Source organism: Streptomyces sp. NBC_00289 (genome assembly GCF_041435115.1).
In the GTDB taxonomy this organism is placed as follows: Bacteria; Actinomycetota; Actinomycetes; order Streptomycetales; family Streptomycetaceae; genus Streptomyces.
Map to the genome: position 1 here is coordinate 1,196,601 of NZ_CP108046.1, position 14,689 is coordinate 1,211,289.

Here is a 14,689-nt window from a genome sequence, read left to right on the forward strand (position 1 = left end):
GACGGGCCCGACTCCCTGTCAGACAGTGGCCAGGTGGGTGGCAGTTGCACGCGCCGCGTAAAACGTGTCTCAAGACTCGCCGCGCGCGGCGAGGAGGTTCGCCTCCCGGCGGCGCCCAGGTCGGTCCCGAGGAAAGATCGCCAGGACCAGGACGGCGACCGGGACCTGCGGCCATGGCTCGGCCGGAATCGGGGCGGAGGCGTATGAACCGCCATGCGGCTAACGGATGTCGGGCAGGTCTCGCAGTTGCCGGCGTGAAGTGAGCCCGAGCTTGCGGAAGATGTTGCGCAGGTGCGCGTCGACCGTCCGCGGGCTGAGGAACAGCTTTGCCGCCACCTCCTTGGAGGTGGCGCCGTCGGCGACCAGGCGTGCGATGTGCACCTCCTGCATCGTCAGCTGGTCCGATGCCTTCGACGTGCGGCTGCGGGCCTGCTCGCCCGTGGCGCGCAACTCGCCGGCGGCGCGCTCGGCGAACGCCTCCACACCGAGGTCGGACAGCGACTCGTGCGCCGACCGCAGTACGACCCGGGCGTCACGCCGTCGGCCCTGGCGGCGCAGCCATTCCCCGTACAGCAGTTGCGCCCGGGCGCGGTAGACGACCAGTGCGCTGTCGTCGAGCATGCCGATCGCCTCCTGGTAGGCGGACTCGTCCTCGTTCACCAGGGCCCGCGCATACGCTTCGACGCCAAGACCCCACGCCTGCCGGCCGGCCCGCGTGCGCTCCTGGAGGGATGCGAGGGCCGCGGCGGCGACCTCGGTCTCGCCGCACCGCATGGCCGACTCGACCAGCTCGGGCAGGGCCAGGCCCGCCGTGCCGACGGCGCCGTACTCGACCGCCTGCCTCGCCGCCTTCAGCGCGGCCGGGTAGTCGGCCACGCCGTTGCTGAGCACGGCCGTCGCCCACCGCGCGCTGAGGCTCATCCGGTGATCCACCGACGCGAACAGTTCGACGGCACTCCCGCGCCGCCCGCGCATCGCGGCCAGGTGGAGGCGTGGGTAGACCAGCGGTGCCGCGCCGGTGGCGTCGGCGATCGCCTCCTCCTCGGAGATCAGCTCCATCGCGGCACCGAAGTCGCCCATGTGTACGGCCGCGGTGGCCTGCATGGCCAGTCCGACGGGCAGCGCGTGGAAGGAGCCAGACTCGCGGCCGGCCGCGACGGCACGGGTGGCGATGCCGCGCAGGGCGTCGAAGTTCCACAGCTCGGTGGCCAGCATGAAGCCCAGTGACGGCCGCCTGGCCCACACCTCGTCGTCGGCGTCGGCGACGACCGGCCCGAGGATCTCCCCCGCCGCCGTATGCCCGTCGCCGACCAGACTGATCAGGCCGGTCAGGACCGCCGCCGCGCCGGATACCGGCTCACCCGACGGCGGTGCCTTCCTGACGGCCTCCACCACGTGGTCGAGACTGCCGAGCAGCAGGCCCATCTCGACGGCGTCCAGACAGCACTCCCGTGACCGGGCCGGGTCGGTGGCCGCCAGCCGGGCGGCGGCACGCAGGAGGTACGCCGTCGGGTCTTCGTCCCCCCGACGGCGGGCGAACGACAGCCTGCCGCGGACCAGGTCGGCCCGGGCGGCCTGGCTCGGATCGCCGGTCCGGACGGTGGTGAGCAGGTCGGCCGCCGTGTCGAAGTCGCCCATGGAGAGCTTGGCCTCCACCGCGGCGAGGGCCCGCTCGGTGCGTTGGACCGGGCTGATCGTGAGCGCGGCCGAGCGTTCGAGGAAGGCGGCCGCCGCCGCGACACCGCCGCGTTCCCGGGCGCGGGTGGCGGAGGTTTCGAGCTCGGCGGCGACCTGTTCGTCAGGGCCGGCACTGGCCTGGGCACGATGCCAGGCCCGCCGGTCGGGGTCGGCGACCGGGTCGGTCACCGCGGCCAGCGCCTCGTGCGCTCTGCGCCGCTCCTCCGGCGCCGCCGCGCGGTAAGCGGCCGAGCGGGCGAGGGGGTGGCTGAATCGGATCCGGGTGCCGAACTCGACCAGCGGTACGGACTCCGCGGCGGCAGCCGCGTCGATGCCCAGGAGTGCGGCCGCCCGCCACAGCAGGCCGGGGTCGCCGAGCGGGTCGGCGGCGGCGACGGTCACCAACAGCCGGGCCGCCGGCGGCAGAAGCTCCAGCCGGAACCGGAAGCTCTGCTCGATCACGCCGGGTACCGAGTCGGGCTGGGCGAATCCGCCCGCCATCCCGGCGAGTCCGGCCGTCCTGGGAAGCTCCACCAGCGCGAGGGGGTTGCCGCGCGCCTCGGCCAGGATGCGGTCGCGCACCCGCTCGTCCAACGGGGCGCGGATCGCCGCGGCCAGCAGCGCGCGGGCATCCGATGCGTCAAGACGCTGAAGCGAATGGCCGGGCAGCTCGTCCAGCTCGGGCAGGCGGCTCGGCTCGCGCGCAGCGAACACGAGGGCGACGGACTCGGCCGAGACCCGGCGGGCCAGGAAGGCCAGCGCCTTGGCCGACGCCCGGTCCAGCCACTGTGCGTCGTCGACGACGCACAGGAGCGGCCGTTCCTGCGCGGTCTCCACCAGGAGTCCCAGCGACGCGGCGCCCACCAGGAACGGATCGGGTGTGCCGGTGTCGAGGCCGAAAGCGATCTCCAGTGCCTTGCGGTGCGGCGTGGGCAACGCCGCCAGCCGCCCGGTGACGGGCGCGAACAACTGGTGCAGCGCGGCGAACGGCAGCTCCATCTCGAACTCCGCGCCGGACGCCCGCATGACGAGGAACCCGGTCGCGGCCTCGTCCAGACGCCGCAGCAGCGCGCTCTTGCCGATGCCCGGCTCACCGCGCAGGACCAGGGCGCCGCCCCTACCCTCCCGTGCCGCTTGGAGCAGGGCATCGAGCCGGCGTGACTCGTCCTGGCGACCGATCAGCGCATCCGCGTGTGTCCCGGGCATGCCCGACAACCTATGCGGTGGTGCGCCGCACGGAAATCCGGGTACGACCCCCGTCGCCTGACGACGTGGTGCGCGCCGGGCGACGTCGCCGACCGTCGCGCACCTCGCCGAGTCAGCACAACGGAAGGGGCGGCGCCGGGGTCCTCCGGCGCCGCCCCTTCCGGCTGTCCACGTGCTCAGGAGCCTGACATGACGTTCCCGAACACGGGGTCGTCCCCCGAGTTCCCGATGCCCACGGACGCGGCGCCGAAGCTCACCGCACCGGTGGTCGTGACACCGCCGGTGGAACCGCGCAGGACCGACACCGTGCCGTCGTCGCTGTTCTCGCCGCCCGCGCCCACCGACAGATCGGCGCGGCCGTCCTTGTTGTGGTCGGCGAGGTGGATGGCGTGCCCGAACATGTCCGACGACTCGTTGGCCCCCGGAACACCCGAGGTGCCCTGGTTGAAGGACTGGGCGCCGGTCCCCGTCAGACCGGAGGCGCCGCCGCGCAGCACCCACACGTTGCCTGCCTGGTCCGCGGAGCCGATGGTCTCGAAGTCCGCACCGACGGCGAGGTCCGGGTAGCGGTCACCGTTGACGTCGCCCGCGGCGAGGGTGCCACCGAACGAGTCGTGGTATTCGTCTGCTCCGGGCACACCGGCGGTGTCCTGGCTGAACACGGCGCTGCGCGTGGTGTCGACGCCCGCCGCACCGCCGTAGAACACGGTGACGTAGCCGCCCTTCGCCGTCTGGTCCATGACGTCGACGAAGTCGGTGCCGACGACCAGGTCGTCGTGCCCGTCGCGGTCGAAGTCGGCCGCGGTGAGCGCGCCCGCGTACCCGTTGCCCACCTCGGTCTGCAGCGTGGGTCCGGTCGAGGCGCCCAGGTAGACGAAGTTGCCCGCGGCGGACCCCACCACCACGTCGTCCGCCCCGTCGTTGTCGAAGTCCCCGGCGGCCAGTTGGACGGCGCCGTCGGGGTACGCGCCGGAGTCGATCTGCGTGTCGAGGCGCAGCTTCCCGGCCGGGCCACCGGACTTGGTGAAGCCGCCCTTGAAGATCCACACGTCCTTGCCGGTGGAACCGACCGCCAGATCGGCCTTCCCGTCACCGGTGAAGTCGCCGACCGCGAGGGACTGGCCGAACCGGTCGTGGCCCGAGGCGTTCGGGTCACTGATCGTCGTGCCGCCCGACAGGCCGGACGAGCCGCCCCACAGGATCGTGACCGAACCGCCGTCGACATCGCCGCTGACGTCCTCCAGCGGGGTACCCACGACGAGATCGCCGTAGCCGTCCTTGTTGAGGTCGCCGTGCGCGAGTTCGGTGCCGAAACGGTCGGAGGTCTCCGAGGTGCTCGGCACACCGGCGGAACTCTGCGACGTGGTCTTGTGGCGTGCGGCGCTGATACCGCTCGACGAACCGTAGTTGACGACCACGGCACCCGCCTTCGCCTTCCCGCCCACGACAGCACCCGGGGCGCCGGACGCCAGATCGCGGTAGCCGTCACCGTTGAAGTCGTCGGCGAGGCCCGACGCGGCGGCACTCGCGCCGCCGGGCAGGGTGATGAGCAGGCCACCGGCCAGGGCGGCCGCGACGACGGTGGCGCCCAGGACGACGGGACGCCGGGAGCGCTTGTGATGGGGCCGGGACATGGGTTCCTCTCCAGGACATACGCGTGGACTCAAGAAGGACCTCTGGTGAGCCTGAAGGGTTGTACGGGACAGGGGAGGTTCGTGGTGGCGACGACGCGGCGCATGGTAGCGATCGAGGGACTGCCGGGGCATGAAGTAGGCCGTGCGGCGCGGGTATTGTGGTGGCGCCCCATCTCTGCCGGACAGCCTTGCCCAAGCGCATCTTCACCGGACTCGCTCCCGGGCGCCGGGCCGAACCGCATGCGGCTGAGCCGTGCAGCCCCGGCCGGTGTTGGTGCCGGCGGCCGCGAGCCCTGACGAGTTGGTGCGTGACAGCGTCGTATAGGCGATGACCACCGACGCGAACGGCACACGCCCGCTGCCAGTGTCGAGCCATGACCCGCACCACACCGCGACAGACCACCACCGGCTGGATACCGCTGGCGGTTCTGGCCACGGCCCAGTTCCTGGTCGTGCTGAGCACGTCGATCGTGAACGTCGCCCTGCCTCAGATCCGGGCCGGACTCGATCTGTCGGACACGGGGCAGGCATGGACGGTCAACGCCTACGTACTGGTCTTCGGCGCGCTGCTGCTGCCGGGCGGGCGCGCGGGCGACGTCTACGGCCTTCGCCGCGTGTTTCTGCTCGGCATCAGCCTGTTCGCCCTCTCCTGCCTGGGCGCGGCAGGGGCGCCCACAGCGAGCGTGCTGATCGCGTGCAGGGCGGTGCAGGGAATCGGCGCCGCGCTGCTGGCGCCCACGGCGCTGGCCCTCGTGCTGACGCTCTATCCGGAGAGTGAGCGGCGTGGCACCACGCTCGGCGTGTGGGGCGCGGTCTCCGGTGCCGGCGGGGCGGCGGGCGTGCTGCTGAGCGGGCTGCTCACCAGCCTGTTCGGTTGGCGTGCGGTGTTCGTCGTGATGGTGCCCCTCGCCCTGGCCGTCCTGGTGGCCACCTGGCTGCTGGTCGGGGCCGACCGGCCACGCGGCGGAAGCCTGGACGCGCCGGGCGCGGTGACGGTGGCGGCGGGACTGGTCGCGCTCACCTACGGCCTCTCCGGCCCTTGGCCGCTCGCCGTGATCGGTCTGGCGCTGCTCGGCCTGTTCGTGGTGCTTCAGCGCCGTGCCGTCGACCCGCTGCTGCCGGCGCGCATGCGCGTGGTGGCGGGGCCCAATGTGCTGATGGCCCTGCTGGGCGCGGTCTGGCTCGGCCTGTTCTACTTCCTGCCCCTCTACCAGCAGCGCACCCTCGGCTACTCGCCCCTGGAAGCCGGGCTGACCCAGCTTCCCCTCGCCCTCCTGATCACCCTCTCGTCGTGGATCACCGGCAGAGTCTCCGGCCGCGCTGTGCTCCCCGTGGGCCTGCTGGTTCTCGCGGCCGGACTGGCCTGGCTCTCCCGAACTCCGGCCGACGGCACCTTCCCTGTCGACCTGCTCGGCCCGACCCTCCTCATCGGCATCGGGCTGGGCGTGGCCTTCGTCCGGCTCACCGCGATGTCCGCCACGGGCGTCCCGGCCGCCGACAGTGGCCTGGCGGGCGGGCTGGTCAACGCCACCCGGCAGATCGGCGGAGCCATCGGCCTGTCCTTCCTGACCCTGCTCCCCTCCTTCGGCGCGGCCTTCCTGGCCTGCGCCGCCCTCGCCCTGCTCATCTCGGTCCTCTCGACGCGAAAGGCATGATCATGCCCTTGGACAAGCCGTACGTCAGCGGCCACTTCACCCCCGTCACCGACGAGATCACCGGCCGCGAGCTGACCGTGCGCGGCACCCTCCCGCCCGAGCTGAACGGCCGCTACTTCCGCAACGGCCACAACCCCAGACCGGGCATCACCCCCACCCACTGGTTCCGCGGCGAAGGCATGATCCACGGCGTCCGTCTCACGGGCGGCCGGGCCGAGTGGTACCGCAACCGCTGGGTCCGCACCCCGTTCCTGGACGGCGTGCCGTTCACCGGAACCGAGCTCGAGGTCAGCGCCGCCGCCACCAACATCATCTTCCACGGGGGCCGTTACCTGGCCCTGCAGGAGGCCAACCTGCCGTGGGAGGTGAGCGCCGACCTCGACACGATCGGCGTCCACGACTTCGGCGGCAAGCTCACCAGCGCTATGACCGCCCACCCCAAAGAGGACCCGGAGACGGGCGAGCTCCACTTCTTCAGCTACAGCCCCTTCCCGCCGTACCTGACCTACTACGTCGCCAACGCCTCCGGGGACATCGTCACGTCGGAGGTCATCGACGGCTCCGGCCCCTCGCTCATGCACGACTTCGCCATCACCCGCGAGCACGTCGTCTTCATCAACGCGCCGGTGGTCTTCGACCACGCCGAGCACTCCGGCATCCCCTACCGCTGGCACGACGACGTCCCGCTGCGCATCGGCGTGCTGCCGCGCGCCGGGGGCAGGACCACGTGGTTCGAGGTGGCGGACCAGGCGGCGCTGTTGCACGTCGCCAACGCCTACACCGACGCGCAGGGCCGGATCGTCCTGGAAGCACCATGCTTCGACCGCTCCGCCTGGGAGAACTCGTGGAAGTGGTGGGTCGGCGCTCCCGGCTACGGCACCAGCCCCGACGCCGGTTCGACCTTCCACCGGTGGATCATGGACCCGGCCACGGGCAAGGTCACCACTGAGTCCCTCAACGACCTGGCCACCGAGTTCCCGTCGATCAACGACGCCCACACCGGTTCGGCGTACCGCTACAGCTACGCCATCGCCTTTCCCGGAGCGGGTCTGTCGGGCTACCACACCGTCAAGTTCGACACACGGACCGGCCAGGAGAAGCTGCTCGCGCACGGCGAGGGCCGGATGCCCGGCGAGGCCGTCTTCGCGCCGGCCGAGGGCGGGATCGCCGAGGACGACGGCTATCTGCTCACCATCGTCAGCGACATCGAGGCAGACGCCTCGGAACTGCTCGTCCTGGACGCGAGCGACCTGAGCACCGTGGCCGCCGTCGAACTCCCCCGCAGGGTGCCCGCAGGCATCCACGGCCACTGGATCCCCGACCCCGAACTGCCCGCCTGACCCGCCCCGGCCGCCCCAGCCGCCCGGTTGGCGTCGACTCCCCGACGACCTCCCGGGCCCCCGACGCAGAGGAAACCGAACCACGATGACCTACCCCACGACCATCGACGAGAACGCCCCCGTCGTCGCCGACCACACCATCCGGATCGCCGCTCCTCTCGAGCGGGTCTGGCAGCTGCACACCGGGATCGGCTCCTGGCCCGACTGGCAGCTCGCCATCACCGAGGCCCGGCTCGACGGCCCCATCGCCCCGGCCATCACCTTCCACTGGGTGACCGCGGGTCTGTCCATCGACTCCACCATCTACGTGGTCGACGCCCCGCACCGCATAGTGTGGGGCGGTCCCGCACACGGCATCACCGGTGTGCACGAGTGGACCTTCACCGAGGACGGCGACGGTGTCGTGGTCCGCACCCGGGAGTCCTGGGCGGGCGCGCCGGTGGACGCCGACCGGGCCAACCTCGCCGCCGCGCTGGACGACTCGCTCAACACCTGGCTCGACGCCCTGAAGAAGACCGCGGAGTAGTGGCCGAGACTCACTTCCCCTCGCGGGGCAGGCAGGGACGGCTTCGACCGATGCCGGCGGTGTGCGCGCTCCGGGGCAGGATGACCGGCGGACGGACCGGTGTCATGGTGCCGGGGCAGGACGACCGGGAGCGAGACGCGCGGGCTAGAGCTTGCGCAACTTCGTGGTGAAGACCTGGGCTGCGACCTTGTCACCCAGGGTGAGACCGTCCTCCGCGTCCCACGGGAAGTGGACTCCGAGCCAGACCCTGCTGTAGGCGTCCTCGGTGGCCGCAGCGCTGAAGCTGGTGAAGTGGCGGGTCTTCACCGGTGACTGAGGCTCGTCGGTGGTCATGTCGAAGGCGATGTTGTCGCTGCCGAAGTAGCGCTTCATCACCCCTGCCCAGGCCGCGCCGAACGTCGCGTGCCCCGAGGCCCAGGCCGGGAAGCACGGGCTGACGTTCACGCCCGCCCGGGTTTTCAGCAGCGGCTTCCACTCCGGGTCGAGCCCGCCTTCCCGGATCGCGGACACCGGCCGCCACAGGTCGATCGGTGTCAGGAACTTCACGTCCCGTACCGCGATCCCGGCGTCCGCCATGGCGAGGGAGACAAGCGCGAACAGCCGAGCGTTCTCGTACGTGTTCAGGCCGCGGGCCTGGGAGACGTCTCGGGTCGCCTGAAGCAGCTGCCCGGGCGGCTTGTAGGTACCGTCCAGATCGTTGGCCCAGAACCAGGCCGCCGCCTCCTGCTCCTGAGTCCGAGTGACGGCGGGCGTACGTGCGGTCGGTTTGTCGGCGCCGAGCGACCGCACCGCCTCGACCTGAGCCTTGTAGGCGTCGCTGGCCAGCAGCTTCTCGTACGTCCCGTACAGACCCGGGTTGGCCGGGCGGAACTGCGAGCCGGAGGTGAGGGCGAAGGGCTTCATCTGGCCCCAGAACGGTGTGACTGCCTGACTGTCGCGCTCGCACGAGGGATCGGGCATGTCGGGGTAGCTGGTGGCTCGCCACGCGCCCGGCTTGTCGTCGCCGACGTACACCTGATCGTTGTCGGAGCCGTCGCCGTTTCGGGCGTCCCTCATCTGCGTGACCATGCGGCCGACGACCGTGGCGTCGAGCAGGTCGAACCCGGTGGGCTCGGTGCCGAACCGCTCGCGGAACTTCGCGTCGAGGAACTGCGTCTGGTTCCTGCCGTACAGCCCCAGCAGGATGTTGTACGCCGTACGACCGATCACCCGCTCCTCTTCGTCGGGGCCCTCGACCCAGCCGTCGTACTTGTGGGCGTAGATGTACGGCTCCGAGGTGATCTTGCCCTTCCATTTCAGCTGGTACGAACTCTCCGCGTCGTAGATCGCCGCGTTCAGCATCGCCGCGGAACGGGCCATCGGCCCCGGTCCGCCGCCCTCACGCCGGATGACCTGGAGCAGGACGTCGTTCCAGTAGTGGACGGGATCGGCGATCTGCTGTCTCGGGAGTGCCGCCTGGGCGGGCTGCGGAGCGACCGTGAGCGCGCTGCCTGTGGCGGCCAGCACCGCCGCCGTGGCCAGCGCCCTGCGCCACATCCCCGTGCGCGGCCGGACAGATCGGGTACCAGTGGACATGCCTCAACTCCCCGTTGCATGCAGGTCTCGTCACCACCGGGAGGTGGCGGCGTGATCCTGGCGTGCGCGCCACCTCCGTGGTTTGTACAAATCCGATGCGATCCGCGGAATGGCCGATCCCGTCCCTCACGGCGGCGCAAAATCGGTCGTCCTCGCCGCCATGTCCGGGAGTGGTCGGACGCATCGATTCTCCTGGCTCCAGCCGCCGGTCCCGGGCGAGTGCCGGCCGTACCGGGTGCGACATCGCGCTCGCCGCTCCGTCGAACCGGTTCGACGGAACCTAGCACCGAGGAAACCGGCCGACAACACCCTCTGCGCAGAGCCCTTCGACCACTCACCGCCGACCGTTCCGACCGGGGCGGGCGATCCCGGGCCGTCGCATTCGAGCCCTGCTCCCCTGGTCAGCCGGTGCACACCCGGACAAGCCCGGCACCACACCTCCACCCACTCGCGTTTCCGGGCCGTTACGAGAATTCCGACCCGAGGCGTTGACACCCGTCCGGGTTGCTCCTACCTTCACTTCACGCGAACCGGTTCGACGACCGTCCCGGTCCTATCCTCTTCGCGAAGTCAAAGAACCGGTTCGACCCCTCTCAGCAAGGAGTCCCGTGAACATCGGTGAGATCGCCAAGCGGGCCGGTGTCTCGCGGAGCACCGTGTCGTACGCCCTGAGCGGGAAGCGCCCGGTGTCCGAGGACACCCGCCAGAAGATCCAGCGCGTCATCGACGAACTGGGCTACCAGCCCAACGCGAGTGCGCGTGCCCTGGCCAACGGCCGGACCAACACCATCGGTCTGGTCTTCCCGCCGGCCGGCAACCACTACACCGGCATGCAGCTGGACTTCATCGGCAGCGTCACCGAGGCCGCCGCTGCCTACGACTACGACGTGCTGCTCTCCCCGAGTGGTGCGGACAGCGATCGCTCGTTCCAGCGGCTGCTGGGCGAGCGCCGGGTCGACGGAGCGATCCTGATGGAGATCCGGCTGCAGGACGACCGACTGGACCACCTCACCGCGCTGGACTTCCCCTCCGTCGCCATCGGCCGCACCGCCGACCCGCGGGGCAGCTGGTGGGTGGGCCTGGACCACACGGCGCTGGCGGCTGCCTGCGTCCACCACCTCGCCGACCTGGGCCACCGCCGTGTCGCCTTCGTCAACCGACCCGAACAGCTGCTGCGGGCGGGATACGAGTCCGCCCATCGGGGCCTGGACGGGTTCACCAAGGCCGCGGCGGAACGCGGGCTCACCGTCCGGACGTACTGCTGCGGGGACGACGCGGCCTCCGGCCTGGCCTGTCTGGAACGGATCCTGCACGACGACCCGGCCACCACGGCCCTGGTCACCCTGAACGAAGCCGCGCTCGGGGGCCTCTACCGAGGGCTCACCCAGTCGGGCCGCCATGTGCCACGCGACTTCTCCGTCACCGGTGTCGTGGCCGGCAGGTGGGCGGAGACGGTCACCCCACAGCTCACCGCGGCGGACGTCCCGGCGGAACAGATGGGCCGCCTCGCCGTCGACCTGCTCGTCGAGCGGCTCGACCACCCCGACACACCGGCCCGACACCACCTGCTCGCGCCGCCGATCTCGTTGCGAGCGAGCACCGCCCCCGTCGGCACCTCGCGCGTCGGCGTCACGCCCGCCGAACCCGCTCCGGACCCGGGCGCCTCCACGCACCCCTGACCGTCACCCCGTCTGTCTCCCTCTCGCCTCCGCACCCCTGACCGTCACCCCGTCTGTCTCCCCCTCGCCTCCGCACCCCTGACCGTCACCCCGTCTGTCTCCCCCTCGCCTCCGCACCCCTGACCGTCACCCCGTCTGTCTCCCCCTCGCCTCCGCACCTCCACCTCTGCCGGCTGCGCACCCCACCACCACGGTTCGGCGACCCCAGAAGCCCCCCTCACCCCTCCCACGGCACACCTGTGCCGATCCCAGGGCACACCTGTGCCAAAAGCCATGAGGAACCGCAATGAACCGATCTGCCAGACGGCGTCTCACCGCCGCAGTCCTGACCGCCGTCGCCGTCACCGCCGGCGCCACCGCGTGCTCCTCCGGCACAGGCGGCAGCTCCGCGAAGGCGGACGGCGACACGTACACGATCTGGGACCCGTACCCGCAGTTCGACAAGAGCTCGGCGTGGGCGAAGCTGGTGGACGGCTGTGGCACCGAGGCCGGGGTGAAGATCAAGCGGACCGCCTTCGACACCAGTGACCTGACGAACAAGGCGCTGCTGGCGGCGCAGCAGGACAACTCCGCGGACGTCCTCATCGTCGACAACCCGGTGGTGTCGACCCTGGCCGAGGCGGGGATGCTGACCTCGACCGACGACAACAAGCTGGACGTCTCGAAGGTCGATCCCAACCTCCTCGCGGCCGGTCAGTCGGGCGGGAAGACGTACGGCACGCCGATCGGCGCGAACACCCTCGCGCTGTACTACAACAAGGCGGTGCTGAAGAAGGCCGGGGTGGACATCGCCTCGGTCAAGGACTGGAAGTCGCTGACGGCGGCGCTGGCGAAGGTCAAGGGCGCGGGCAAGAAGGGCATCACGTTCTCCGCGATCGGCACGGAGGAGGGCAGCTTCCAGTTCCTGCCCTGGTTCTGGGGCTCGGGAGCCGAACTGACCGCACTCGACTCCGGACAGGCGGTCTCCGCGCTGTCGCTGTGGAAGAACTGGCTGGACAAGGGCTACGCCCCCAACTCGGTGATCAACAACACCCAGACGACCAGCTGGCAGGAGTTCGCCGGCGGTGACTACGCGTTCGCGGAGAACGGCACCTGGCAGCTGGCCAACGCGCGGAAGGCCGGCTTCGAGTACGGGGTCGTCCCCGTCCCCGCCGCCTCCGGAGGCAGTGCCGCGGCCCCGACCGGCGGCGAGTTCGTCACCATGCCGGTGCAGGGAGAGACGGACCGCTACGCCACCTCGCAGAAGCTCGTGTCCTGCCTGGGCAACAGCCAGAACCTGCTCGAAACCGACACCACTCTGTCCTACGTGGCACCCACGACCGAGGTCCAGGACAAGCAGGTGGCGGCCGACGCCGAGCTGAAGCCCTGGGTCGACGCGGTCAAGGCCGCCAAGGGGCGCACCAGTGACGACCTCGGCACCAAGTACCCCAAGATCTCCGAGCAGTTGTGGAAGGCGGTCCAGTCCGCTCTGAGCGGGTCGGCGTCGCCCAGGGACGCGCTCGGCTCGGCCCAGTCCGCCGTCAAGTGACCAGGACTCCCGCCCGCCGATGAAGCCCACGACACAGTTGCCGGACCGCCGACGGGCGCTCGACCGGAACGGGGCGGCGACCGCCGCCCCGCCCCCGGCCCGCATCGCGACCCGCCGCCGTCCCGCCTCCCAGCAGTGGGCCGCCTGGGCGTTCCTCGCCCCGGTGACCCTCTATCTCGCCCTCTTCTACGCCTATCCGCTCTACCGCAACCTCGACCTGAGCCTGCGCGACTACACCGTCCGCTCCTTCGTCCGGGGCGACGCTCCGTTCACGGGCCTGACGAACTACCGGACCGTCTTCGACGATCCGACGTTCGCTCCGGCGCTGCTGCACACCGTGGTGTTCACCGCCGTGTGCCTGCTCTTCCAGTACGCCATCGGCCTGGCCCTCGCCGTCTTCTTCAACCAGCACTTCCGGCTCTCCGCCACCCTGCGCGCACTGTTCCTGGTGCCGTGGCTGCTGCCGCTGATCGTGTCCGCCTCCACCTGGTCGTGGATGCTCAACAGCGAATCCGGCATCGTCAACGCCGCCCTGCACGCCGTCGGCATCGGCCCGGTGAACTGGCTGACGTCGCCGTCCTGGTCGCTGGCCTCGGTGATCATCGCGAACGTCTGGATCGGCGTTCCCTTCAACCTGGTCGTGCTCTACAGCGGCCTGCAGTCGATCCCCGCCAGCCTGTACGAGGCGGCAGCCCTCGACGGCGCGAACGCGTGGCACCGGTTCTGGCGCATCACCCTCCCGCTGCTGCGTCCGGTGTCCGCGATCACCCTGCTGCTGGGGCTGGTCTACACGCTCAAGGTCTTCGACATCATCTGGATCATGACCAAGGGCGGCCCGGCCGGCTCGTCCACCACGTTCGCCACCTGGTCCTACCAACTCGGCTTCGGCAACCTGCTCCCGTCCTTCGGCCCCGGCGCGGCCGTCGGCAACCTGCTCGTCGTCGCGGCCCTGGTCTTCGGCCTGGTCCACGTCCGACTCCAGCGAAAGCAGGCGCTGTCATGACACGTGCACGGACCGTCCTCAACCGGCGCCGCCGTACCCGGGGCAAGACGGTCATCGGGCTCCTGCTGACCGCGGTCATGCTCTTCCCGGTCTACTGGATGCTCAACGTGTCCTTCACCCGCGACCAGGACATGCGCAAGAGCCCGCCGGACCTCTTCCCCGCCCACGCCACCCTGGAGGGCTACCGGGCCGTCGTCGACCAGCAGTTGCCCTACCTGGGCACCAGCCTCGTCATCGGTCTCGGCACCGTGGCGCTGACCGTGGCGCTTTCCGCACCCGCCGGCTACGCGCTGGCCAAACTGCGCCCGCGCGGCGGCGGCATCCTCAACTTCGTCCTCCTGGCCGCCCAGATGATCCCCGGAATCATCATGGCGATGGGTTTCTACGCCATCTACCTCAGCCTCGGCCTGCTCCAGTCCGTACCCGGCCTGATCATCGCCGACTCCACGCTGGCCGTCCCCTTCGCGGTCCTCATCTTCACCGCGTTCATGTCCGGCATCCCCGGCGAACTGCTCCAGGCCGCCAAGACGGACGGCGCCGGGCCCCTGCGCACCTTCTGGGCGATCGTCCTGCCCATGAGCCGCAACTCCGTCGTCACGGTGTCCCTGTTCGCGTTCCTGTGGTCCTGGTCCGACTTCGTCTTCGCCGGCACCCTCGTCAACGGCGGCGCCCACGAGCCCATCACCCTCGGCATCTACCACTACATCGGCAACAACAACCAGCAGTGGAACGCCATCATGGCCACCGCCGTCGTGGCCTCACTGCCGGCCGCGGTCATCCTCGTCCTCGCCCAGCGCTACGTCGCCGCCGGAGTCAGTGCCGGCGCCGTCAAGGACTGACCCCGCTGCCCACGCGCAGCCGCGCTC

10 protein-coding genes are annotated in these 14,689 nt (G+C 70.8%); 7 read left to right on the plus strand and 3 right to left on the minus strand.

Going from position 1 to position 14,689, the window contains the following annotated elements:
• Positions 1-219: 219 nt before the first annotated feature.
• Positions 220-2,883 (minus strand): AAA family ATPase, encoded by a 2,664-nt coding sequence (locus OG985_RS06110; protein ID WP_371667184.1) that lies wholly within the window; start codon positions 2,881-2,883, stop codon positions 220-222.
• Positions 2,884-3,059: 176 nt separating this feature from the next.
• Entirely contained in the window at positions 3,060-4,517 is a 1,458-nt protein-coding gene (locus tag OG985_RS06115) for an FG-GAP-like repeat-containing protein (RefSeq protein ID WP_371667185.1), read from the minus strand.
• 374 nt (positions 4,518-4,891) lie between these two features.
• Between OG985_RS06115 and OG985_RS06120 the strand changes: the two genes are divergently transcribed.
• The 3 genes from OG985_RS06120 to OG985_RS06130 all read left to right on the plus strand — a co-directional run bounded on the left by OG985_RS06120 (position 4,892) and on the right by OG985_RS06130 (position 8,038).
• Positions 4,892-6,172 (plus strand): MFS transporter, encoded by a 1,281-nt coding sequence (locus OG985_RS06120; RefSeq protein ID WP_371667186.1) that lies wholly within the window; start codon positions 4,892-4,894, stop codon positions 6,170-6,172.
• The gene (locus tag OG985_RS06125) at positions 6,169-7,512 is read left to right on the plus strand and encodes a carotenoid oxygenase family protein (RefSeq protein ID WP_371667187.1); all 1,344 of its coding nucleotides are present in this window, start codon (positions 6,169-6,171) and stop codon (positions 7,510-7,512) included. Before OG985_RS06120 ends, OG985_RS06125 begins: the two co-directional genes overlap by 4 nt.
• Before the next feature lie 85 nt (positions 7,513-7,597).
• Positions 7,598-8,038, plus strand: coding sequence for an SRPBCC family protein (locus OG985_RS06130; protein WP_371667188.1), 441 nt, complete (start codon positions 7,598-7,600; stop codon positions 8,036-8,038).
• A 144-nt stretch (positions 8,039-8,182) separates the two neighbouring features.
• Here OG985_RS06130 and OG985_RS06135 read toward each other — a convergent pair whose 3' ends face one another.
• The gene (locus OG985_RS06135; RefSeq protein WP_371667189.1) at positions 8,183-9,613 is read right to left on the minus strand and encodes a vanadium-dependent haloperoxidase; all 1,431 of its coding nucleotides are present in this window, start codon (positions 9,611-9,613) and stop codon (positions 8,183-8,185) included.
• 608 nt (positions 9,614-10,221) lie between these two features.
• On the opposite strand from OG985_RS06135, the gene OG985_RS06140 reads away from it, so the two are divergent.
• From OG985_RS06140 to OG985_RS06155, 4 genes are all read left to right on the plus strand, one after another.
• Entirely contained in the window at positions 10,222-11,292 is a 1,071-nt protein-coding gene (locus OG985_RS06140; protein ID WP_371667190.1) for a LacI family DNA-binding transcriptional regulator, read from the plus strand.
• Between the two features lie 286 nt (positions 11,293-11,578).
• Positions 11,579-12,820: an extracellular solute-binding protein gene (locus tag OG985_RS06145; protein WP_371667191.1), complete on the plus strand. Its 1,242-nt coding sequence runs from the start codon at positions 11,579-11,581 to the stop codon at positions 12,818-12,820.
• A 19-nt stretch (positions 12,821-12,839) separates the two neighbouring features.
• On the plus strand, positions 12,840-13,823 hold the full coding sequence (locus OG985_RS06150) for a carbohydrate ABC transporter permease (protein ID WP_371667192.1): 984 nt from the start codon (positions 12,840-12,842) through the stop codon (positions 13,821-13,823).
• A complete protein-coding gene (locus OG985_RS06155; RefSeq protein ID WP_371667193.1) occupies positions 13,820-14,662 on the plus strand; it encodes a carbohydrate ABC transporter permease in 843 nt (280 codons plus the stop codon). The genes OG985_RS06150 and OG985_RS06155 overlap by 4 nt, the downstream gene beginning before the upstream one ends.
• The last annotated feature ends 27 nt before the right edge of the window (positions 14,663-14,689 follow it).